Source organism: Kandleria vitulina DSM 20405 (genome assembly GCF_000702065.1).
Classification (GTDB): Bacteria; Bacillota_I; Bacilli_A; order Erysipelotrichales; family Coprobacillaceae; genus Kandleria; species Kandleria vitulina.
The window spans coordinates 21,038-44,870 of sequence record NZ_JNKN01000007.1 but is presented as its reverse complement, the minus strand read 5'-3'; the positions used below and the strand labels follow the sequence as shown (position 1 = coordinate 44,870).

Annotated in this window: 27 protein-coding genes and 1 other annotated feature; all 27 genes read left to right on the top strand. The window is 36.0% G+C overall.

Annotated features, from left to right (window positions below):
* The 27 genes from T513_RS0103420 to T513_RS0103290 all read left to right on the top strand — a co-directional run bounded on the left by T513_RS0103420 (position 1) and on the right by T513_RS0103290 (position 23,804).
* Positions 1-576, top strand: coding sequence for a xanthine phosphoribosyltransferase (locus tag T513_RS0103420; RefSeq protein WP_029070675.1), 576 nt, complete (start codon positions 1-3; stop codon positions 574-576).
* 5 nt (positions 577-581) lie between these two features.
* Positions 582-3,515 (top strand): AAA family ATPase, encoded by a 2,934-nt coding sequence (locus T513_RS0103415; protein WP_029072207.1) that lies wholly within the window; start codon positions 582-584, stop codon positions 3,513-3,515.
* A gap of 12 nt (positions 3,516-3,527) precedes the next feature.
* On the top strand, positions 3,528-4,508 hold the full coding sequence (ftsY, locus tag T513_RS0103410) for a signal recognition particle-docking protein FtsY (protein WP_029070673.1): 981 nt from the start codon (positions 3,528-3,530) through the stop codon (positions 4,506-4,508).
* Positions 4,509-4,513: 5 nt separating this feature from the next.
* Positions 4,514-4,843, top strand: coding sequence for a YlxM family DNA-binding protein (gene ylxM / locus T513_RS0103405; protein ID WP_029070672.1), 330 nt, complete (start codon positions 4,514-4,516; stop codon positions 4,841-4,843).
* Positions 4,844-4,853: 10 nt separating this feature from the next.
* Positions 4,854-6,251 (top strand): signal recognition particle protein, encoded by a 1,398-nt coding sequence (ffh, locus tag T513_RS0103400; protein ID WP_029070671.1) that lies wholly within the window; start codon positions 4,854-4,856, stop codon positions 6,249-6,251.
* 98 nt (positions 6,252-6,349) lie between these two features.
* A complete protein-coding gene (rpsP, locus tag T513_RS0103395) occupies positions 6,350-6,622 on the top strand; it encodes a 30S ribosomal protein S16 (RefSeq protein ID WP_029070670.1) in 273 nt (90 codons plus the stop codon).
* A gap of 2 nt (positions 6,623-6,624) precedes the next feature.
* Positions 6,625-6,879 (top strand): KH domain-containing protein, encoded by a 255-nt coding sequence (locus tag T513_RS0103390; protein WP_029070669.1) that lies wholly within the window; start codon positions 6,625-6,627, stop codon positions 6,877-6,879.
* 95 nt (positions 6,880-6,974) lie between these two features.
* The gene (gene rimM, locus T513_RS0103385) at positions 6,975-7,484 is read left to right on the top strand and encodes a ribosome maturation factor RimM (protein ID WP_029070668.1); all 510 of its coding nucleotides are present in this window, start codon (positions 6,975-6,977) and stop codon (positions 7,482-7,484) included.
* Positions 7,474-8,193, top strand: a complete 720-nt coding sequence (gene trmD / locus T513_RS0103380; protein WP_029070667.1) for a tRNA (guanosine(37)-N1)-methyltransferase TrmD — start codon at positions 7,474-7,476, stop codon at positions 8,191-8,193. The genes rimM and trmD overlap by 11 nt, the downstream gene beginning before the upstream one ends.
* Positions 8,194-8,305: 112 nt before the next feature.
* The gene (gene rplS, locus T513_RS0103375; RefSeq protein WP_029072208.1) at positions 8,306-8,656 is read left to right on the top strand and encodes a 50S ribosomal protein L19; all 351 of its coding nucleotides are present in this window, start codon (positions 8,306-8,308) and stop codon (positions 8,654-8,656) included.
* A gap of 59 nt (positions 8,657-8,715) precedes the next feature.
* Complete coding sequence (gene lepB, locus T513_RS0103370) at positions 8,716-9,231, top strand: signal peptidase I (RefSeq protein ID WP_029070665.1); 516 nt, start codon at positions 8,716-8,718, stop codon at positions 9,229-9,231.
* Position 9,232: 1 nt separating this feature from the next.
* Positions 9,233-10,090: a ribosome biogenesis GTPase YlqF gene (gene ylqF, locus T513_RS0103365; RefSeq protein ID WP_031588937.1), complete on the top strand. Its 858-nt coding sequence runs from the start codon at positions 9,233-9,235 to the stop codon at positions 10,088-10,090.
* Positions 10,083-10,724 carry a ribonuclease HII gene (locus T513_RS0103360; RefSeq protein WP_051550614.1) on the top strand — a complete coding sequence of 214 codons (642 nt, stop codon included), beginning with the start codon at positions 10,083-10,085 and terminating at the stop codon, positions 10,722-10,724. Before ylqF ends, T513_RS0103360 begins: the two co-directional genes overlap by 8 nt.
* A gap of 48 nt (positions 10,725-10,772) precedes the next feature.
* Positions 10,773-11,627: an undecaprenyl-diphosphate phosphatase gene (locus T513_RS0103355; RefSeq protein WP_029070663.1), complete on the top strand. Its 855-nt coding sequence runs from the start codon at positions 10,773-10,775 to the stop codon at positions 11,625-11,627.
* Between the two features lie 76 nt (positions 11,628-11,703).
* On the top strand, positions 11,704-12,063 hold the full coding sequence (locus T513_RS0103350) for a hypothetical protein (protein WP_029070662.1): 360 nt from the start codon (positions 11,704-11,706) through the stop codon (positions 12,061-12,063).
* A gap of 15 nt (positions 12,064-12,078) precedes the next feature.
* Positions 12,079-12,837, top strand: coding sequence for a DNA-processing protein DprA (gene dprA / locus T513_RS0103345; RefSeq protein WP_031588934.1), 759 nt, complete (start codon positions 12,079-12,081; stop codon positions 12,835-12,837).
* Positions 12,838-12,894: 57 nt separating this feature from the next.
* A complete protein-coding gene (gene topA, locus T513_RS0103340; RefSeq protein WP_031588933.1) occupies positions 12,895-14,982 on the top strand; it encodes a type I DNA topoisomerase in 2,088 nt (695 codons plus the stop codon).
* A gap of 60 nt (positions 14,983-15,042) precedes the next feature.
* Positions 15,043-16,350, top strand: a complete 1,308-nt coding sequence (trmFO, locus tag T513_RS0103335) for a methylenetetrahydrofolate--tRNA-(uracil(54)-C(5))-methyltransferase (FADH(2)-oxidizing) TrmFO (protein ID WP_031588932.1) — start codon at positions 15,043-15,045, stop codon at positions 16,348-16,350.
* Positions 16,343-17,266 carry a tyrosine-type recombinase/integrase gene (locus T513_RS0103330; protein WP_029070658.1) on the top strand — a complete coding sequence of 308 codons (924 nt, stop codon included), beginning with the start codon at positions 16,343-16,345 and terminating at the stop codon, positions 17,264-17,266. The genes trmFO and T513_RS0103330 overlap by 8 nt, the downstream gene beginning before the upstream one ends.
* A 60-nt stretch (positions 17,267-17,326) precedes the next feature.
* Positions 17,327-17,397: a sequence feature (ribosomal protein L21 leader region), on the top strand.
* A gap of 18 nt (positions 17,398-17,415) precedes the next feature.
* Positions 17,416-17,724, top strand: coding sequence for a 50S ribosomal protein L21 (rplU, locus tag T513_RS0103325; protein WP_029070657.1), 309 nt, complete (start codon positions 17,416-17,418; stop codon positions 17,722-17,724).
* A gap of 1 nt (position 17,725) precedes the next feature.
* Positions 17,726-18,040: a ribosomal-processing cysteine protease Prp gene (locus tag T513_RS0103320; protein ID WP_029070656.1), complete on the top strand. Its 315-nt coding sequence runs from the start codon at positions 17,726-17,728 to the stop codon at positions 18,038-18,040.
* Between the two features lie 4 nt (positions 18,041-18,044).
* On the top strand, positions 18,045-18,329 hold the full coding sequence (gene rpmA, locus T513_RS0103315) for a 50S ribosomal protein L27 (RefSeq protein WP_029070655.1): 285 nt from the start codon (positions 18,045-18,047) through the stop codon (positions 18,327-18,329).
* A gap of 77 nt (positions 18,330-18,406) precedes the next feature.
* Positions 18,407-19,687: a GTPase ObgE gene (gene obgE / locus T513_RS0103310; protein ID WP_029070654.1), complete on the top strand. Its 1,281-nt coding sequence runs from the start codon at positions 18,407-18,409 to the stop codon at positions 19,685-19,687.
* Positions 19,688-19,760: 73 nt separating this feature from the next.
* Positions 19,761-20,330, top strand: a complete 570-nt coding sequence (gene ruvA, locus T513_RS0103305) for a Holliday junction branch migration protein RuvA (protein ID WP_031588929.1) — start codon at positions 19,761-19,763, stop codon at positions 20,328-20,330.
* 16 nt (positions 20,331-20,346) lie between these two features.
* Positions 20,347-21,345 carry a Holliday junction branch migration DNA helicase RuvB gene (ruvB, locus tag T513_RS0103300; protein WP_029070652.1) on the top strand — a complete coding sequence of 333 codons (999 nt, stop codon included), beginning with the start codon at positions 20,347-20,349 and terminating at the stop codon, positions 21,343-21,345.
* A 15-nt stretch (positions 21,346-21,360) separates the two neighbouring features.
* The gene (locus tag T513_RS0103295; RefSeq protein ID WP_238551730.1) at positions 21,361-21,837 is read left to right on the top strand and encodes a ComEA family DNA-binding protein; all 477 of its coding nucleotides are present in this window, start codon (positions 21,361-21,363) and stop codon (positions 21,835-21,837) included.
* A 119-nt stretch (positions 21,838-21,956) separates the two neighbouring features.
* A complete protein-coding gene (locus tag T513_RS0103290) occupies positions 21,957-23,804 on the top strand; it encodes a ComEC/Rec2 family competence protein (RefSeq protein WP_162176417.1) in 1,848 nt (615 codons plus the stop codon).
* The last annotated feature ends 29 nt before the right edge of the window (positions 23,805-23,833 follow it).

Genomic DNA, 23,833 nt, shown 5'->3' with positions numbered 1-23,833 from the left:
ATGAAAGAATTAGAAGAATATATTCAAAAAGGAGAAGTGATTGCCCCTGATATTGTAAAAGTGGATCATTTCTTAAATCATCAGATTAATATAAAGCTATTAAAGAAGATTGGTGAAGCCTTTAAAGAGCGTTTTCATGATGTTTCTATTGATAAGATAGTAACTATGGAAACAAGCGGTATCGCGGTTGCTGCAATTGTTTCACTATATTTTGATGATGTGCCTGTAGTCTATATTAAAAAAGAAAAGAGTGCTATTACTAGCAAGAATATGCTAGAGGAAAAAGTACACTCTTTTACTAAAAATAAGGACTATATAGCTTGTCTAGATGGACGCTATATTCAAAAGGGAGAACGTATTCTTCTTATTGATGATTTCCTAGCCAACGGTGCAGCCCTTAAGGGGATGATTTCACTAGTGGAAAAAGCTGGTGGAACATGCGTAGGTGCAGGAATCGTTATTGAAAAAGCATTTATGAATGGCAGAAAGCCATTTGAAGAGAAAGGTTATCGTATTGAAGCTCTCGCACGTATTGAAAGCGTTGAAGAGGGCATTGTTAAATTTAAGAAAGGATAGCGCACATGTATTTAAAAAGAGTAGAGCTCCAAGGGTTCAAATCGTTTGCGGATAAGAGTGTGATTGAGTTCAAGCAGGGCATCAATGGCATTGTTGGTCCAAACGGATGTGGAAAATCGAATATTACTGATGCCATTCGCTGGGTTCTTGGTGAGAAGTCTGCTAAAGCAATGCGTGGTGACGCTATGACGGATGTGATCTTTTCAGGATCCGAGGATCGTAAACCGCAAAATCTTGCGGAAGTGACTTTGGTTTTTGATAATGAAGATCATCATCTTGAATATGATGCTAACGAGGTAGAAATCACAAGACGATTGTATCGTATTGATAAAGAGGCAGAATATTTTATCAATCGCCAGCCATGTCGATTAAAGGATATTACTGACTTGATTATGGACTCTGGTTTAGGTAAAGGTTCATTATCAATCATTTCTCAAAATAGCATCAGTGCTTTTGTTTCATCTAAGCCAGAAGAAAGACGTGTTCTTTTTGAAGAGGCTGCCGGTGTAGCAAAATATAAGAAAAGAAAGAGAGAATCTGTAAACAAGCTAGAACGTACGACTCATAATCTAGAAAGAGCAGAGGATATCGTCAATGAGCTAGAAAAACAGATTGGCCCTTTAAGAAGACAAAAAGAAAAGGCTGAACGTTATTTATCTTTTAAAGAAGAACTTCAGGATATTGAAGTATCTGTTCTTGTCAAGATGATCAAAGACCATTCTTTTACTTTAAAGAAACTCAATGCATCACTTGATGAATTAACACAGATGCAAGCGACAAAAGAAAGTGGCATGGTTGTTAGAGATCATCAAAGTGAAGAGATTTCTAAAAAGATGTATGCTTTAGATCAAGAGATCAATACGTTACAAGGAAAACTTCTTGTAGCTATGAACAATGTGACAAATCTAGAGACACAGAAAGTAGAAATTGATGCCAATAGAAAACATTTATTGGAAAGTGATAACCAGAAGCATCTAGAAGAAAAGATAGACAGTCTAAAAGCCATCCTTCAGGATGTCATTAGTGAATATAATGACCGTGTAGCACGTTTAAACGTGTTAAAGGAAGAAAAGGATGCATTAACAAAAAGACAGGCTGATAATGGGAAAAAGAAGGATCAGCTTAGAAAAAGCATTGAAGATATGAATATTGCTTTACATCAATCTCGTGCGACAAGAGAAAGACTTAAGGATGAAATAGAAAATCATTCACGATACAGTCAGGGTGTTCGTGCCATTTTAAAAGCGAAAGCTTCGCTATCTGGAATTAGAGGAACCATTGGTGATCTTTGTGAAAGTGAACCGGGGTATGAGACAGCTTTAAGTGTTTCGCTTGGTGGGGCACATCAGTTTATTATTACCGATGAAGAAGATGATGCGAAAAAGGCTATCAGTTTCCTTCGTCACAATAAGGCTGGTAGAGCAACATTTATGCCTAAGAAAACAATGAAACCTAGAAGCTTAAGAGATCATAAAATGGTCGTTGAAGCGATGCCGGGATACTTAGGTGTCATGAGTGATTTTGTAAATTATCCAAGTGATATTGAAAATGTGATCTTGAATCAATTAGGACATATCATTGTGGCAGATTCTTTGGATCATGCAACGATGATTGCGAAAGATATTCATCATCGCTATAAGGTGGTTACTTGTGAAGGTGATGTCATCAATGTCGGTGGTTCATTGACAGGTGGATCATTGCATAAAGCACATTCTCCTTTTATAGCGAAAAGAGAATTAGAGAAAATTGAAGAAAAGATCAAGAATGAAGAACATTCACTTAATGAAAAACGAATTCTTTTGCATGAAAGTGAAGATCTTGGCAGAGAGTTAAGTCAGGCTCTCATGCAAAAGCAGATGTCCTATGCAAAATTGGAACTTGTGGCGACAAACAAGAAAAATGAATTAGGACTTAGAAAAAGTGAATATGAAGCATTGACACATGAGTCAGTGGAACTTGAAGACCTGTCTTCAGGATCAACGTCTTCTAAATTGATTGATGAATTAAATGAAGCCAAAAGGTTACGTGATAAACTCAAAGAAGACATTGCGACAAAGCGTGAAATTCGTATGGGGTATGTCAATGATAAAGAAGCGATTGATTCATTGTTAAAGCAGTTAAGAAGTGAGCTTAAGGATCTTGAACATGAACTTACAAATCAGAAAATCAAGAAAACAAAGCTTGAATCAGAGATTGAAAACTATCTCATGAGACTTAATGATGAATACAAGATGACCTATGAACATGCACAATCCATTTCAAGAGAAGATCTAGAAATTGATAGTGCCAAAGATCGTGTACGTGATCTTCGTCAGCGTATTGCCTCATTAGGAAATGTCAATGTGGAAGCTATTGAACAATACAATGAAGTATCTTCACGTTATGAAGAATTAAACAATAATCGACTTGAATTAATCAAGGCTCAAGATAGCCTGTTGAAGGCTATTGATGATATGGATCATATCATGATTGAAAAGTTTACTTCCACTTTTGAAGCAATTAATGTACAATTCAATGAGGTGTTTAGATATTTGTTCGGCGGGGGACATGCGTCATTACATTACAGTGATCCATCCAATATTCTTGAGACGGGTATTGAAATAGAAGCGCAGCCACCGGGCAAATCCGCAAAGCTTCATTCTTTCTCCGGAGGGGAGAATGCTTTGATTGCCTTAAGTTGTCTATTTGCGATTATTAGTGTACGACCTGTACCGCTCTGTATTCTTGATGAAGTAGAAGCTGCCTTGGATATTGCCAATGTAGAAAGATTTGCAAAGTATTTAAGACAGTTCTCTGATAAGACACAGTTTGTGGTTGTTACGCATAGAGAGGGGACTATGGCGGAATGTGATCTGTTATATGGTGCGACCATGCAGCAAAAAGGCGTTACTAAGCTAGTGAGCGTACAATTGAAAGAGGCTGTAGGCACAAATGGATAAAGGAGGAATTTTATGGGATTATTCAGCAAGATTAAAGAGACTTTTGTAGGAAAGTCTACAAAACAGAATGAGAAATATGTAGCTGGTCTTGATAAATCATCAACTTCTTTTTCAGATAAAATCAATTCATTGGCAGCACGTTATCGTGAAATCGATGATGATTATTTTGAAGAATTAGAAAACATCCTTATCATGAGTGATGTTGGCGTCAACATGGTTATGACCATTGTCGATGAAATCAAGAAAGAAGTAAGAATTGAAAATATTAAGGATCCAAAAATGATCAATGATATCATCGTAGATAAGATGTTCGTGATCTATGCAAATGATTCTTATATGACCACAAAGATCAATTATGCCAAAGAGGGACCAACTGTCATCTTGATGGTAGGTGTCAATGGAGCTGGTAAGACAACAACGATTGCTAAGCTTGCTCATAAGATGAAAGAAGAAGGCAAGAGCGTCATGGTGGCTGCTGGAGATACATTTAGAGCAGGTGCTATTGATCAGCTTGATGTATGGGCCAATAGACTTGGTATTACTTGTATCAAGGGAAAAGAAGGTGGAGATCCTTCTTCCGTTATCTTTGATGGTGTTAAACAGGCTAAAGAAGCTGGGGTTGACGTATTGATCTGTGATACAGCAGGACGTCTTCAAAATAAAGTAGGATTAATGAAAGAACTTGAGAAGATGAATCGTATCATCAAGAAGACAATTCCAGAAGGTCCTCATGAAACACTTCTTGTCATTGATGCGACAACTGGACAAAATGGTGTCAATCAGGCCGAAGAGTTTGCGAAAATTACTGATATCACAGGTATCGTTTTAACAAAGATGGATGGAACTGCAAAAGGTGGTATTGTGCTTTCTATTAAAGATAGCTTAAATATTCCAGTGAAGTTCATCGGACTTGGAGAATCTATGAATGATCTTCAGGAATTTGATCTAGAACAGTATATCTACGGATTATGTCATGATCTTATGGGGGAATGATTTTCGTGGAAGACTTATTAGAAAAAAAAGAACATGTGATTCTATTGATGGATTGTTATAAAGAGATGCTGACGGATAAGCAGAAGGAATATCTTGAACTTTATTATGAAGAAGATCTTTCGCTATCAGAAATTGCGGATGATCTAGGCGTATCAAGAAATGCAGTTTATGATAATCTAAGAAGAGCTTTAAAGAGCATGGAGCGTTATGAAGAAAAGCTTCAGCTGCTTGAAAAGCATAAAGAACGCATGGCGCTTATAGATAAAATCGAGCAGGAAAGTACAAAAGATTGTGACGAGATAGAAGAATATCTTGAAATGCTGAGAAGAATCTAGGAGGTTAATTATGGCTTTTGAATCCTTAACGGATAGACTTTCTGAAACCTTGAAAAAGGTCAGAGGTCAAGATCGATTAACAGAAGAAAATATGGACGAGATGCTTCGTGAAATACGTTTAGCGTTACTTGAAGCAGATGTCAACTTTACAGTCGTTAAAGACTTTATTAAAAATACAAAGGAAAAAGCATTAGGACAGGATGTCCTTGGCTCATTAAAGCCAGGACAGGTTGTTGTTAAGATTGTCCATGATGAATTAGTAGAATTACTTGGTACAGATGTTTCTACTGTAGATTTCTCTAAGAAGCCTACAATTGTAATGATGGTAGGTCTTCAGGGTTCAGGTAAAACAACTACAACTGGTAAGATTGCTAAGTATATTAAAGAAAAGAATCATAAGAAACCATTATTGGTTGCTGCTGATATTTATCGTCCAGCCGCTGTAGAACAGTTAAAGACTATTGGTGAACAGGTAGATGTTCCAGTATATAGTGAAGGTGTGGATGTATCTGCACAGCAGATTGTAAAGAACGCTTTAGCTAAAGCGGAAGCTGATGGCAATGATGTCATCTTGATCGATACTGCTGGTCGTCTTCAGATTGATCAGAAACTAATGGAAGAACTTAAAGAATTAAAGGGTATTGCTAATCCTGATGAAATCCTATTGGTTGTCGATTCATTGGCAGGTCAGGAAATTGCCAATGTGGCATCAAGCTTCAATGAACAGCTTGGCATTACCGGAGCAGTTCTTACAAAATTAGATGGTGACTCTCGTGGTGGGGGAGCTATCTCTATTCGTTATTTAACTCATGTACCAATCAAGTATATCGGTACTGGTGAAAAATTAGATCAGATTGAATTATTCTACCCTGATCGTATGGCAGAAAGAATCTTAGGTATGGGGGATGTTGTTTCCTTAGTAGAAAAGGTTCAGGATGTCTATGATGAAAAAGAAAGCATGAAAGCTTTCAACAAGATGAAATCAGGAACATTTGATCTTAACGATATGTTAGATCAGATGCACCAGCTTAAAAAATTAGGTCCACTTTCTGGTTTATTAAAGATGGTACCAGGTATGCCTAAATTACCTAAATTCTCTGATGAAGATTCTAATGCGAGATTAAAAGAAACTGAATCATTGATCTACTCAATGACAATGCAGGAACGTCAGCATCCAGAAATCATCAATATGAGAAGAAGAGAAAGAATTGCAAAAGGGGCTGGGAAGACTGTTGCAGATGTCAATAGACTATTAAAACAGTTTGAACAGGCTAAAAAGATGATGAAGCAGTTCTCTAATATTGATCCTATGACAGGTATGCCAACACAAAAACCACAGCATAATGGCGGTTATAATCCAAACCCTAACCGTAAGAAAGTACGTCATAAAAAGAAGAAAAAGAGATAAAAAATGAAAGTGTTAAGTAAAAGTACTTGACACTTCTTTTTTATATGTTATTATGATTGAGTCATAAAAATAAAAATTAGTTTACGGAGGATATATACATGGCAGTTAAATTAAGATTAAAAAGAATGGGACGTAAGAAATCTCCTTTCTATAGAATCGTAGCAGCTGACTCTAGAATGCCTAGAGATGGTAGATTCATTGAAGAATTAGGAACATATGATCCAAGACAGAACCCAGCTAAAGTAACTATCAAGAGAGAAAACGTTTTAGCTTGGTTAGGAAATGGTGCTCAGCCTTCTGATACAGTTAAGAACATCTTATCTAGAGAAGGAATCATTAAAGAATTCGCTGAATCTAAAAAGGCAAAATAATTATGGATTATGTAAAAACATTACAAGATATCTGTGTTGAGTTAGTCAATAACAAAGATCATCTTGAAGTCAGAGAAATGCCTTCATTAGATGAAGACACAATTGTTCTTTATGTTTATGCTGATCACAATGATATTTCAAAACTTATTGGTCGCAAAGGTGTAATGGCTAATTCTATTCGTAGAATGATGTCTGTTGCTGGACGATTAAACAATAAGCATCTGGATATCAAATTTGAATCTTATGGTGAAGAATAGGATGCGTATTTACACATCCTATTTTTTATTAATAGGAAAAGTCATTTTCATTTTCTAAAAATTTGTATATCATAAAGATAACGAGGTGTAACTATATGGAAAATAAAGTAAAAGTTGGCAAGATTGTTAATACGTTCGGTATTAAGGGAGAACTTAAGGTAAAAGCCATGACTGATTTCCCAGATGAACGTTTTGCGAAAGGTGCACATGTCTTTCTTCAGTATCATGGAGAAACACTTTCATTTGAGATAGATTCTCATCGTGTACATAAAGGATTTGATATGATTTCATTTGTCGATATGAGAGATATCAATCTCGTAGAAAAATACAAAGGTCTCATGTTATATGCCAATAAGGAAGATATCACATTAGAAGATGATGAAATCTGGGCAAGTGACCTTATTGATTGTGAAGTCTACGATAAAGGTGTACTTATCGGTACAGTCAGTGACTTCTATAATCAGGGAGTACAAGATCTTCTTGTGGTCAATCATAATGGAAAAGATATTATGATTCCTTATGTAGATGCCTTTATTAAAAATAAAGACGTAGAAAACAAAAGAATTGATGTAGAATTGATTGAGGGATTTATCAATGAAGATTGATATTCTATCCTTGTTCCCAGAGATGTTTGAAGGTTTCCTTCATACATCCATTATTAAAAGAGCTATAGAAAAAGGTGTAGTAGAAGTAGAAATTCATGATTTCCGTGAATTTGCTTTAGATCGACATAAAAGTGTTGACGATACACCATATGGCGGAGGTCAGGGTATGGTACTGATGTGCCAGCCGTTGCTTGATTGTCTTAAAACGATCACAACCGATGATTCACTAGTCATTCTTATGTCCCCACAGGGACAGACATTTTCTCAGAAGATGGCTGTAGATCTTTCAAATGAAAAACATATTATCTTTATTTGTGGTCATTATGAAGGATTCGATGAAAGAATCAGGGACTATGTGGATATGGAAGTATCCATCGGTGATTATGTTCTTACTGGTGGAGAACTTTCTAGTATGGTCATAAGTGATGCGATTATTAGATTATTGCATGGGGCAATCAGACAATCCAGCCATGAAGATGATTCATTCTCCAATGGGCTATTAGAGTATCCACAGTATACGCATCCTGCAGAATATGATGGAACACGTGTTCCAGAGGTACTGCTTTCTGGTCATCATGAAAATATTCGCAAGTGGAGATTAAAGGAATCATTAAGACGTACAATGATCAGAAGACCTGATTTATTGGAAGGTAGAACATTTACAGAAGAAGAATTAAAATTACTGGAAGAAATAAAAGAAAATTATTGATATCCGTGATAAAAGATGTTATTATACCTAAGTCGTATGACACAGAAGCTCCGCTGATGACACATCATGAACTTCCAAGACTACAATTGATATAATAGGAGGAAAATTGATCATGAACATGCAGTTAGTAGATCAGATCACAAAAAACCAGTTAAGAAGTGATATTCCAACTTTCAAACCTGGTGATACTTTAAAAGTATACGTAACTATTCAGGAAGGTAACAAATCACGTGTTCAGTTATTTGAAGGTGTTTGTATCGCAAAAAAAGGTAAAGGTATTGGTGAAACATTCACTGTTAGAAAAATTTCTTACGGTGTAGGTGTAGAAAGAGTATTCCCAATTCATTCACCAATTATTGATCATATTGAAGTAGCTAAGATCGGTAAAGTACGTAGAGCTAAATTACATTACTTACGTAACTTATCTGGTAAAGCAGCTAGAATTAAAGAATTACGTAAATAAGAAAGAATGGGGGAGATATCCTCCATTCTTTTTTTCTCTTTGAAAGTAGAGGTTTATTAATGAAAAAGAAAGTTATAGCAGTAATTGCGGTTCTTGCCCTTGTAGTACTGGTGAGATCCTGTCTATTGCCCGTGACTGTCAGCGGGACATCGATGGAATCCACATTACAGGATGGAGAATTTGCGATTATGTCTAGAGATTTTAGTGTCATTAAACGTTTTGATATAGTTGTTTTAAGCTCTGAAACACTGAAAGAGACAATTATTAAAAGGGTTATTGGCTTACCTGGAGAAACAATTGAATATAAGAACGATAAACTCTATGTCAATGGGAAATATGTGAAGGAAACGTTCTTAGATCAAAGTTTTAAGGAACAAAAGAAAAGAGAAATGGAAAGTCCACTTTTTACTAATAATTTTAAAGTCACTCTTAAAAAGGGAGAATACTATGTGTTAGGTGATAATCGACTTAACTCTGTAGATTCTCGTGCTTTAGGTACTTTTACAATAAAAGATTTTAAGGCAAGAGGTGGAATTATACTTTATCCATTCAATAAAATGGGAAGGACTGAGTAATATGGCACAAATACAATGGTATCCTGGTCATATGGCGAAAGCAGAACGAGAAATTGAAAGCAAGATCAAACTTATTGATATTGTTATTGAACTTGTAGATGCTAGAGCACCATATTCTTCAAAGAATAGGACATTTGATCGTATTATTAAAAACAAGCCAAGACTGATTGTTATGACGAAAAAAGATTTAGCAGACAATCAGGTGACTGAATTGTGGATTGATGCTTTTAAGAAACAAGGCTACGAAGCAATGACCGTCAATCTAAAAAGCTTTAATGAATATAAAAAGATTATCAATAAATGTAAGCTGGTACTTCGTGAAAAAATGGAAAAAGAACGAAGCAGAGGCTTAAAGCCAAGAGCTATTCGTGCAATGGTTATCGGTGTGCCTAATGTAGGGAAATCTACATTTATCAATCAGCTCGCTAAAAGAAAAGCAGCTGTCACTGGCAATAGACCAGGTGTCACTAAGGCACAGCAGATCATCAGGGTGGACAAAGATTTTGAACTCTTTGATACACCGGGCGTATTAGCTCCAAAATATACAGATGAACAGATTGCCAAGAACGTAGCGTTGATTGGTTCAATCAAATTAGATATTCTTCCTCGAGATGATCTATTCATCTATGCAATCTCATATTTAAATAAGTACTATCCATCAGCTCTTAAAGAGCGTTATGATTTATCATTTGATGAACAGGAAGACTGGGTACTTCCAGTATTTGAACAGATTGCTAAAGTGAGACATCTTAAGAAAGTGAGAGGAGAAACAGATTACGAAAGAGTCATGGATCTATTCTTTAAAGATCTATTTGATGGTGCTTTTGGATCTGTATCATGGGAAAGACCAAATGTGTGAAAGACTTGAATTTGAAAAGAAAGCAAGAACATTAGGCTACCATACAATCATAGGATTAGATGAAGCAGGAAGAGGTCCAATGGCTGGACCTCTTGTTGTTGGAGGTGTTATTTTTCCAGAAGATTACTATGATGAACGCATTAATGATTCAAAAAAATTAACAGAAAAGAAAAGAGAAGCATTATTTGATATTATCATAGAAAATGCTTTAGCTTATAAAATAGAAATAATTGATGTAGAAGAAGTTGATTCACTTAATGTCTATCAGGCTTCAAAAGAAGGGATGCTACGCATTATCAGAAGCATTGACAAGAAACCTGATTTCGCATTGACAGATGCTATGCCATTAGGAAATGAGCTTCCACATGAAGCAATTGTCAAAGGCGACAGCAAGTCACAATCGATTGCTGCAGCAAGCATTTTAGCCAAAGTGACAAGAGATCGACTAATGAAAGAATATGGAAAAAAATATCCAGAATACGGCTTTGAAAAGCATAAAGGATATGTCACAAAGGCACATAAAGAGGCACTTAGAAAATATGGGGTTACACCAATTCACAGAAAATCTTTTGCGCCAGTTCAAGAAGTACTTAATGAGCAATTATCTTTATTTGACTTTAATGATGTTGATTAATGTTAAAGAAGTGGTATAGTAAACATATCATTTATAAGGAGAAAGCATATGATTACATATTTATTAAGCCTATTCTTTGGAATTGTAGAAGGAATTACAGAATGGCTACCAGTAAGTTCAACAGGTCATCTGATTATTCTTGAATCATTTCTTAATATGAAAAAAATGCTCGGAGCAGACTTCTACAGCATGTTTGAAGTGGTGATCCAGTTAGGAGCAATCATGGCCGTTGTCGTTATTTTCTGGAATGAAATTTGGCCATTTAGAAATAAACAGGAAGAAGAAGGTATCAAGCGCTATGTTGATTTTGAAATCATCAATCTATGGCTAAAGATCCTTGTAGCCTGTGTACCAGCTGCCATTGTTGGTGTTCTCTTCGATGAACTCTTTGAAAAATGGTTCTATAACCCACTATGCGTCTCAATCGCATTAATTGTATTTGGTGTTGCTTTCATCGTTGTAGAAAATAAAAATAAAGATATGAAACCACGTGTTCGTTCTTTAAAAGCAATCAATGGGAAAACAGCTTTCCTTATTGGTATGTTCCAGCTTATTGCCGCAATCTTCCCTGGTACATCTCGTTCAGGTGCGACTATTGTCGGAGCCTTAATGATTGGTGTATCAAGAACAGTAGCAGCAGAATTTACATTCTTCCTTGCTATTCCAGTCATGTTTGGTGCAAGTCTATTAAAGATGGTAAAATTCGGCTTTGCCTTCACTTCAACACAGCTTATTACTTTAATTATTGGATGTGTTGTATCATTTGCGGTATCAATGGTGATCATCAAGTTCTTGATGGCCTATATCAAAAAACATGACTTCAAGGTCTTCGGATGGTATCGTATCATTCTTGGTATTCTTGTATTGCTGCTAGGAGTCATGGGTGTTATCACTACACATTAAACTGATCTATCAAGATCAGTTTTTTTATGAGAAAAAAGGCCTCTTTTTATGAATAAAGATAATAGGAGGTTACACCATGAGTTGTCTACTTTATCTTAAAATATTAGACAATAAAGAATTCGTTATCTATTATAAGAAAAGAAACTATTATTACATATGTATGCGTTATTTCTTGGTCTATCCTTTATCAGAAAAAGACTATGTCTACATTGATAATTTAGCTAAAGAAATAAGAGAAAAGAAGAATGTGAAAATGATCAAGGCTATCAAATCATGTTCTTTTTCTTTATGGAATAATAATGGAGAACATATCTATGTTGTTTCTGCTAACGATCAATTGTCTTACATGATTATTGGGGCAAGCCTTATTGGTTTATTGTTAACGCCAAAGAAACAAAGAATGTTTATAAAAGAGCTTTCTTATAAAGATGAGTGATGGTAAAAATGACATATGGAAGAAATACTTGTTTATTTTGCATTAAAGTACAACGGAGATTTTGATCTTATTTTAAAAGCTTTAGAAGAAAAGGAATATGTGGAAGAGGAAGATAAGAAGAGGATGCTTTCAAAGGTAAAAAGCAAGTACACGACTATTATCAGTGAAGATTATCCTGATCAGCTTAAAGAGATTACCTGTCCACCTTTTGTATTGTTTTATTATGGTGATTTAAAGATTCTTAATAAGAAATGTATCGGCATGATCGGTACCCGTCATCCTTCTTGTTATGGGAGAAAAGCGACACAAACATTGATTAGTCAGCTATCTCATGAAGAGATCACTATCATTTCAGGAATGGCCATTGGCATTGATGGAGAGTGTCATCGTGAAGCAATGAGGAATCATCTTCATACCTGTGCTGTTCTTGGCAGTGGGATTGATTATTGCTATCCTAAAAAACATGAAGAGATGTATCGTCAGATGAAAGAAAATGAACTTGTCATCTCTGAATATCCATTAGATATGATGCCAAGAAAAGATTGTTTTCCAAAAAGAAACAGATTGATATCCGGCCTTTCTTCAAAAGTGGTTGTCATGGAAGCACATCGAAAAAGCGGTACGATGATTACGGTAGGATTTGCGTTAGAACAGGGAAAAGATGTATTGGCAGTACCAGGAAGAATAGATGATCCACAGGGCTGCAATGAGCTTATTGCACAAGGTGCAAAGATTGTTTTGAAAGGTGAAGATATTATTGAAGAGCTATATTAATGTTGACAAATATTTGTTAAATGTTTAATAATAGGAAAGCGTAAGGAGGCGATACACATGAAAAATCTCGTCATTGTGGAATCACCATCTAAATCAAAAACTATTGCTAAATATTTAGGGGAAGATTTCATTGTTACATCTTCTAAAGGGCATATTCGCGATCTTGCAACGACAGGAAAAGGCGGTCTTGGTATTGATCTAGAAAATGATTATGCTCCTAACTACTCTATTAGTAGAGGAAAAAAAGATGTAGTGAAAGAATTAAAGAAATATGTAAAAGATGCTGACTATGTCTATCTCGCAACCGATCCCGATCGTGAGGGAGAAGCGATTTCTTGGCATTTGGCACAGGTTCTTGATATTGATATGGATCAAAATAACCGTATTGAATTCCATGAGGTTACTAAAAATGCAATTACACAGGCATTGGAACATCCAAGAAAGATTGATCAGAATCTTGTAAAATCTCAGGAAACAAGACGTGTTCTAGATCGTATCATCGGTTTTAAGCTTTCTAAATTATTACAAAGAAAGATCAAATCGAAATCAGCAGGACGTGTACAGTCAGTTGCATTAAGATTAATCTGTGAAAAAGAAGAAGAAATCAAGGCGTTCGTACCAGAAGAATATTGGAATATCACAGCGTCTTTTGAAAAAGATCATACAAAATTTGAAGCTCAGCTTACAAAACATAAGACTAAGAAATGTGAAATCAAGAATGGAGAAGAAGCACAGAAGATCTTTGATTCATTGTCAAAAGATTTTACTGTTGAATCATTAAAGAAGAGCGTTAAGAAGAGAAATTCTAAGGCGCCATTCATTACTTCTACATTACAGCAGGAAGCCTCTTCTAAACTTAACTTCAAGGCAAAGCGTACAATGTCCATTGCTCAGAAGCTTTATGAAGGTATTGATTTAGGAGAAGATACTGTCGGTCTTATTACCTACATGAGAACGGACTCCATTCGTTTAGCACCTGAGTTTGTGGCAGAAGCAAAAGACTATATTACAGAAAAATATGGTAAAGAGTACGTTGGTCGTGCTAAGGTTTCTAAGAAGACTGAAAATGTTCAGGATGCCCATGAAGGGATTCGTCCAACTAGCATCAAGAGAACACCTGAGAGTGTTAAGGAATATTTAAGTGCTGAACAGTTTAAGCTTTATTCATTAATATACGCACGTGCTATGGCATCACTTATGGCACCAGCAAAAATGGATGCGACTTCAATTGTTCTTGATAATAATGACTACAAATTCAATGCATCAGGAAGCGTAATGAAGTTTGATGGTTACTTAAGAGTCTATGGTCAATATGAAAAAGCAAGCAATGAAGTATTGCCAGCTTTAAAAGAAGAGGAAGTATTAACTTCAACTGATATTGATAAACAGCAGCATTTCACTAAACCACCAGCACGCTATACTGAAGCGAAGCTGATTAAAGAACTTGAAGAATTAGGAATTGGTCGTCCATCTACATATGCCTCAATCATTGATACTATCGTGACAAGAGACTATGTACAGATTGACAATAAGTCATTCATTCCTACTGAATCAGGCATTCTTACTAATAAGAAACTGCTTGAATATTTTGATTCTATCATCAATGTAGAATACACAGCTTACATGGAAAATGCCTTGGATGAAATTGCGAACGGACAGGATACCTATGTCAATGCTATCTCTAAGTTCGAAGAAAAGTTTGAACCACTTCTAGAAAAAGCATATGATGGCATGGAAAAGATTGAACCAAAGAAAACAGGAGAAAAATGTCCTGAATGTGGTGGAGATCTTGTCGTACGTAAAGGACGCTATGGAGAATTTGTAGCTTGTTCAAATTTCCCTGAATGTAAATACATCAAGAAGGATGAAAATGATAAGACCGGAGAACCAACTGGGGAAACATGTCCTAAGTGTGGTAGCCCTATGGTCTATAAGAGAGGACGCTATGGTATGTTTGAAGCGTGCTCAAATTATCCAAAGTGCAAGCACATTAAAGGACAGGAACCTAAGGAAACAGGAGAAAAATGTCCTAACTGTGGAAGTCCGATTGTCATTAAGCGAGGACGATTTGGGGAATTTAAGGCTTGTTCTAACTATCCTAAGTGTAAGACAATTATTAAAGATACAAAGAAAACTGACGAATAATGGACTGCTTTGCAGTTCATTTTTCTATTTTTTCATGATAATATGAAGACGGTGATAAATATGGAAAAAAGAGTAAATGTAATCGGGGCAGGACTTGCTGGGGTAGAAGCTGTTAATCAGCTTGTTCGTGCAGGTATTCCTGTTAACCTTTATGAAATGCGTCCTGTCAAAAGTACAGATGCACATAAAACAGAATTTTTTGCGGAACTTGTATGTTCCAATTCATTAAGAGCTGACGGATTAAAGAATGCGGTGGGTGTCTTAAAAGAAGAAATGACAATGAATCATTCATTGATCATTGAATATGCCAGAAAACATGCGGTACCCGCTGGTGGATCATTAGCAGTAGATCGCTTTGGCTTTAGTGAAGATATAACGAATTATATTAAGAACCATCCATTGGTTAATGTCATCAATGAAGAAGTAACTAAGATTCCTGAAGGACCTACTATCATTGCTTCAGGACCTTTGACAAGTGATGGCTTATCTAAAGAAATTGCTAAACTGTTAGGAATGGAAGAATACTTCTATTTCTATGATGCAGCAGCACCTATTGTAGAGAAGGATAGTATCAACTTTGATATTGCCTACTATAAATCACGTTATGATAAAGGGGACGCTGAATATATCAACTGTCCAATGAACAAGGAACAGTTTGATGCTTTCTATGATGCATTAATTAATGCAGAAACAGTGAAACCACATGATTATGAAGAAAAATTCTTTGAAGGATGTATGCCATTTGAAGAAATGGCCCGCAGGGGAAAACAGACATTATTGTTTGGTCCAATGAAACCAGTAGGACTTGAAAGAGATGGTGGCAAAAGAGATGAAGCAGTTGTTCAGCTTCGTCAGGATAATGCGGTTGGCAGCCTTTATAATATCGTAGGATTCCAGACTCATTTGAAATGGGGAGAACAGGATCGTATTATTCATATGATTCCAGGATTGGAAAATGCCAAGATTGTCAGATATGGAGTTATGCATCGTAACTGTTTCTTGAATTCACCAATGTTTTTAAAACCAACATATCAGTATAAAGATCGTGAAGATCTGTTCTTTGCTGGACAGATGACAGGTGTAGAAGGGTATGTAGAATCAGCACAAAGCGGAATGGTTGCCGGTATGAATATGGTAAGATATCTTAAAAATGAAGAACCAATCGTCTTCCCAAGACAGACTGTCATGGGATCATTGGCTTACTATATCACTCATGCTAGTAAGACTGACTTCCAGCCAATGAAGGCTAACTTTGGTATTTTGCCTGATCTTGAGTTTAAGGTGAAGAAGAAGGAAAAGAAGGATGCCTACGCAAAAAGAGCGATTGATAAGATGAAAGCATTTATTGAAGGTAACTATAGTGAATAAAGAAAGAGATGCATTTTTGCATTATCTTAAATATCAAAAGCGATATTCTGATTTGACTTATCAATCGTATCAAAGAGAAATAAATGATTTTATTAGCTATATGAGAAGAGAATCGCTTTCTTCTTTTAAGGAAGTAGATTATCTTTTCATTAGAAGCTATCTTGTCTACTTGAATTCAGAAGGATTATCACATGTGACAATCAATCATCGATTGAGTTCTTTAAGAAGCTTTTTCAAGTATCTTGCTAGAAACAATGACATCAAGATGAATCCTTTCTTATTAGTTAAATCATTAAAGACAGGAACCCACAATCCAGATTTTCTTTATGTAGAAGAAATGATGGGGTATCTTGACAGCATTGAAACCAAAGATGATTTGGGCGTAAGAAATAAGGCGATGCTTGAATTAATGTATGCTTCAGGATTAAGATGCGCGGAAGTTGTTAATCTTAGATTAGAGAATGTTCATCTTGATGAATCTCTTCTTCTTGTAGAAGGGAAAGGCAACAAGCAGCGATATGTACCATTTCATTCTTATGCCAAAGAATGTCTTGTAAAGTATCTTGAAACATCAAGAAGAGAATTGATGGCAGCCTATCATGAAAATCATGATTATGTCTTTGTCAACAGAAGAGGAAAGAGACTTACAAACAGAGGAGTGGAAAATGTGGTCGATCGCACAATGGCTCACTATGATCCACTAAAGAAAATTCATCCTCATACTATTCGTCATTCCTTTGCGACACATCTTTTAGATGCAGGCATGGACATCAGGGTGGTACAGGAACTCTTGGGACATTCCCACCTCTCTACAACGCAGGTCTATACGCATGTGTCAAAGAAAAAACTGCAGGAAGTGTATGAGCGTGCCTGCCCAAGAGTGGCTTTAGAAAAATTAAGCAATAATTCTCAATAAAAATTAAAATTTTCAATTGACGAGCTAGTTTAAAGATGGTAGTATACTTTTGTTGTAGACCTCTAGCTACAACCGCTCATAAAAGGTATTAAAGCAATCAGCTGCCTTGGTTGGCGAGTCTAAGAATATTTACAAAAGGAGGTACATCAATGTACGCAATTATTGAAACTGGTGGAAAACAGTTAAAAGTTGAAGCCGGAGATACTATTTTCGTAGAAAAATTAGATGTTGAAGCTGGCGAAACATATACTTTTGATAAAGTATTATTAGTTGGTGACAAGACTGTAAAGATTGGTAATCCTTATGTTGCTGGTGCTACTGTAACAGCTACTGTTGAAAAACAGGGTAAAGAAAAGAAGGTTACTGTCTACAAATATGAACCAAAGAAACATTATCATAAAAAACAGGGTCATAGACAGCCTTATACTAAGTTAACTGTTAAAGAAATCTTAGGTTAATATGATAAAGGTTCATTTTACCAGCCGTCAAAATCATGTAAGACTTACAGTAAGTGGTCATGCTGGTTCTGATGAATATGGTAAAGATCTCGTTTGCGCAGGCGTGAGCACTGCAGTGACTGGTGTGTGCAACACATTAGCAAAGTACGGTTTTTTAGACCGTGGGACAATCGAGATGCAAGAAGGTTATGTCTGTATTGAAACGGATAACGCAACACGTGATGATCAATTAATACTAGAGACTTTGATGATTACATTGGCTTGTGTAGAAGAATCAAATGGGCAATACATTCACATAAAATATGAGGAGGAATAAGACAATGTTATTCAAATTAAATTTACAGTTATTCGCTTCTAAGAAAGGTGTTAGTTCTACTAAGAACGGCCGTGATTCAGAATCTAAACGTTTAGGTGCTAAATTATCAGATGGTCAGTTCTGTACAGCTGGTTCTATTATCTATAGACAGAGAGGAACTAAAATCTTCCCAGGTACTAACGTAGGTAAAGGCGGAGACGACACTTTATTCGCAAAAGTTGACGGTGTTGTTAAATACGAAAGAGTTGGAAAGAAAAAGAAACAGGTTTCTGTATATCCAGAAGCTTAATGAAAAGGAATCCCAACAGGGGTTCTTTTTTTAGTGATAATGCAGTAAAATAATTATAAAGTAAAAGAGGTGAACAAATGAAATTTATCGATCAGGTTAATATCTATGCTGAAGCTGGAAAAGGTGGCGACGGTGTTGTTGCATTTAGACGAGAAGCCCATGTTCCAAAAGGTGGACCAGCCGGAGGAGATGGCGGAAAAGGTGGCAGCATTGTTTTTCATGCAACTAATTCCCTCACAACATTATTAGATTTAAGATATCAAAGAGAATATAAAGCTCGTGCTGGACAGAACGGTATGGCTAAAAAGATGTATGGTGCTGATGCAGCCGATCTTATTATCAAGGTTCCTGTAGGGACTGTTATTTATAATGCAGATACTGATCAGCTATTAGCTGACTTAGTGGAAGATGGACAGCATGCGACAATCTGTAGAGGTGGTCGTGGTGGTAGAGGTAATGCAAGATTTGCATCTTCTAGAAACCCTGCTCCAACAATCTGTGAACGTGGTGAACCTGGGGAAAAGATGAATCTTAAAGTCGAACTTAAGCTATTGGCTGATGTTGGATTAGTAGGATTCCCTAGTGTTGGTAAATCTACATTCCTTTCAGTTGTCACTAAGGCAAAACCTAAGATTGCAGATTATCATTTCACTACTATTGTCCCTAATTTAGGTGTTGTTCAGGTAAAGGATGGCCGTTCATTTGTTATGGCGGATCTTCCTGGTCTTATTGAAGGTGCATCTCAGGGACGTGGTCTTGGACATCAGTTCTTAAGACATATTGAAAGATGTCGTGTTATTGTTCATATCATCGATATGAGCGGTAGCGAAGGCAGAGATCCATATGAAGATTATGTTCAGATCAATAAGGAACTAGAAGAATACAATTATGGATTAATGAATCGTCCACAGATCATCGTAGCTAATAAGATGGACTTGGATGAATCAGAAGAAAATTTACGTCGTTTCCAGGAAAAAGTAGGAGAAGATGTAAAAATCTATCCAATGATTGCACCTATTCATGAAGGTTTAGATCAGATCTTATATGCTATTGCAGATACGTTGGCAACTGCTCCTGAATCTGTTATGGAAGAAGAGGAAGACAGTGTTCTTTACACATTCGAAGAAATGGATACACCTCCATTTGAAATCCATAATAGAGGAAACGGTTTATGGATTGTCACTGGTGAAAAAGTGGAAAAACTTGTACAGATGGCTTCACTTTACACAGATGATGGATTCAAGCGTTTCGCTAGACAGATGAGAAATCTTGGTGTCGATGAAGCGTTACGTATTTCAGGTGCCCAAGATGGCGATACAATTCGGATCATGGACTTTGAATTTGATTTCTATAATTAAGTATGATGATTATTCATCATACTTTTTTGTATCCATTTATGATAGAATAGACAGGAAGTCTAGGAGGATACGTATGTATAGCTATATTAAAGGATTGATTGTCGCACTTGCGAGTGATCATATTGTTATGGATAATAATGGGATAGGTTATCTTGTCTATGTACCTAATCCTTATGCTTTCACAAGAAATAAAGAAGCGACAGTTCATATTTTTCAAAGTATTACTGAAAATGATATGCGCCTTTATGGATTTGAAACAAGTGAGCAGAAGGAACTCTTTTTAAAGCTTATTAAAGTAAAAGGAATTGGACCAAAGAGTGCAGTGGCTATATTGGCAACTGGCAATGTTAATGATATTATTCAGGCTATTGAAAACAGTGATGCCAAGTTCCTTAAGAGTTTCCCAGGCATTGGACCAAAAGCAGCACAGCAGATTATTCTTGATCTAAAAGGCAAGTTCGATGGTGTTGAACGTATTGAAGCATTAAGTGGAGATGCGAAAGAATATGAAGAAGCAATTGAAGTGCTAGTTGCATTAGGATATAAACAGAAAGATGTAGAAAAAGTCATGAAGACAATCAGAAATGAAAATCTTGATACCAATGGCTTTGTGAAGAAAGCATTAGCTTTAATGACTAAATAAAGAAAGGAAAGGCATTATGGATCGTGATGTATATGATATTGATGAACATATTGAAGATGAAGAAAGTAGTCTAAGACCAATTTCTTTTGATGAATATGTTGGACAGACAGATCTAAAAGATAATTTAAGAGTCTTTGTAGGGGCGGCTAAGCTTAGAGATGAATCACTTGATCATGTCCTTCTCTACGGCCCTCCAGGACTAGGTAAAACGACAATGGCGATGATCATTGCCAATGAGATGGGGTCGCATATTAAAATTACAACAGCTCCAGCTATTGAGAAGACAGGTGATCTTGTCGCTATTCTTACATCATTAAATCCTGGTGATGTATTGTTTATCGATGAGATTCATCGATTAAATAAGGTTGTAGAAGAAATTCTTTATCCGGCAATGGAAGACTATTGTGTAGATGTTGTCATCGGAAAAGAAAATACAACCCGTTCAGTACGTATTGATCTTCCACCATTCACATTAGTAGGTGCGACAACGAGGGCGGGAGACATCTCCGCACCGTTAAGAGACCGTTTCGGGATCGTCGCAAAGCTCGATTATTATAGTCAGGATGAACTGACACAGATCATTTCAAGAACAAGCGGTGTCTATGGAATGAACATGGATGAAGAAGCAAAAGTCGAGTTAGCTAAGCGATCGAGAGGGACACCACGTATTGCCAATAGGCTATTTAGACGTGTCAGAGATTTTGCTCAGTATTTTGGAGATGACATCATTACCCAAGACAGAACCAAAGAAGCCCTCAATCGTTTAAAAGTTGACCAGCTTGGATTGGATGACGTCGATCGCCGTTACCTGTTAGGTATCATCAATCGATTCCAGGGAGGACCGGTTGGTCTTGAAGCCTTAGCAGCAAGTATCGGGGAAGAATCTGTTACATTGGAAGATGTTTATGAACCATATCTTTTACAAAAAGGTCTAATAAAAAGAACACATCGTGGAAGAATCGCAACGCAGGCTGCCTATGATCACTTTCATATACCAAGAGATTTTGATGAATAATCAGAATCTCTTTTTATGTTTATGAAGAAATTAAAATTTATTGCCTTCATTCTCTTGAGTATCGTATCAATGATCTATTCCTATAGACAGCCTGCTAAAATGGATCAGACTCAAGAAAAGGCTCTCTATATTACCTTAGAAGGAGCATTTAAAAAGACAGGGGACTTTGCGATTAAGGAAGGAATGACAATGAAGGATGTGATCAAGGAAGTAGGAATCAAGAAGAATGCCAACATTGATGCATTGCCATTAGAACGCAGTGTAACGGCAGAACAGACAATCTATCTGCCTTATAAAAGAAATGGTCTTATTTCCTTGAATCATGGAACAAAAGAAGACTTTAAGAAACTTTCAGGAGTAGGAGAGAAGATGGCTCAAAGAATTATTGATTATCGTAAAAAGAATCGCTTTAATTGGATTGAGGATTTAATGAATGTTCCTGGCATTGGAGAAAAGCGATTCTTGAACTACCGTGATTATATATGTTTATAAGATATCATCTCTTTTATTATGCTCTCTTTCTTATTCTTGTCATACTTGTAAAAGATTCATGGGTCTTCTTGATCTTCTTGATTCCTTATCTTTATTTCTTTTATAAGAAAACCTCATGCATGTCTATAATAGTGGTTGTCATCTTGTCATTTATAATGTTAAGACCAGAAAATAAGATCTATCTGCCACATTATATAAAAGGACATGTTGTGGATTGTCGAGGAAAATATTATCTTCTTAAAAGTGATTATGGGAAAGTAAAACTTTACTGTGATCATAAGCTTACCTACAATGATGAAATCATTGCCCGCATTCATCCTCTTGCTATTCGTTCTCCAGATAATGATCATGGCTTTGATGAACGACTTTATCTTAAATCTCAAAAGATCGTAGGAAAAGCAAGTGTAGATGCGATTGTATCGATTAAACATCATTTTTCTTTTGCGAACATATTAGAAAAAAGCTTCTCTTCATCTGCGACCATAAGAAGTTATCAGCGCATGTTTTTATTAGGATATAAGGACGAAGGTATTTCAGAAGACTACAAGGAGATGACAAGCTTATCCATCGTTCATCTGTTTGCACTTTCTGGGATGCATATGAGCGTATTGTTTACTTTTCTCACAAGAATTCTTTCCTACCTTTTATCTAAGAAGAAAAGTGAAAACGTCGCTAAGGTACTCATGGGTCTTTATGTATTTTCAATACCTTACAACATCTCCTTATATCGTGCCTATCTGACACTGGTAGGTAATGGGGCATTAAAGAAGTACTTCAATAAGCTAGATGTACTTTCTTTATTGGTGATCATCAATCTTCTTTATAATCCCTATATCCTTTATTCCACATCTTTTCTTTTTTCCTATTCCATTTACTTTGTGATTCTGATGACGCAATCATTATCTATTCGTACTTTGTATATCTATTTATCTACATTGCCCATTGTGATTATGATGAATCATTCTATTAATGTGTTTTCTTTTTTATTGGCACTACTATTAGAACCCTTTGTAAAACTGTTTTATATTTCAACACTCTTATCAATACTTTTTCCTTTTCTTTCTCTTTTCTATAAAGCAATCATTATTGTCTTTCAAAGCATCCTTCATTTTTGTCATGCTTTTCCTGTTACCTTAGTCTATGAACACCCTTCCTTGTTTTTTATAGTCATGTTCTACTATCTTTATTTTTCTTATCTTTATCATCAAAACCGTAATGACAAAAGACATTTTTTAGCATTTTTATGTGCACTTCTTTTTATATCTCATATTCATTCTGTCTATAAGATCTATGGGGAAGTAGGAATGATCAATGTGGGACAAGGGGACTGCAGCTATATTATTCTTCCATTCAATCAAGGGAATATCTTGATTGATACGGGTGGGAACAAAGATTATGATCTTGCGGTTTCTACGATCATTCCTTTCTTAAAAAGCAAGGGAGTTGATCATCTTGATTATGTCTATGTTTCCCATCATGACTATGATCACTATGGTGCATTAAAAAGTCTAAAGGAACATTTTCCAATTTATCATGTCATAGATCATTATGAAAAAGAAAGACAGATCGGTGATCTTAATATACGCATGTTAAAGACAAGTAAAAGTGAAGATAAGAATGATAATTCATTAGTTATGTATTGTCACTATCATCAATTACATTATTTATTTACTGGAGATATCTCTTCACATAAAGAAGAAGAGCTCTATCAGGAATATGGCAAGCTTAAGGTTGATGTATTAAAGGTATCTCATCACGGAAGTCCAAACTCTTCAGGCGTAAAGCTGTTTGAAATGATCCATCCCCGTATTGCCTTTATTGGAGTAGGGAAACACAATCGCTACGGACATCCTGGTAGAGTGGTCATCAATAGACTAAAGGAGAGAGGCATTATGATTTTAAGAACCGACAAGGATGGAAACTTCTGCATTCGACATTATGGAAATGACTATTTTGTTTATCGCTAATGGATTGTCCTCATATAAGAAAAACGATA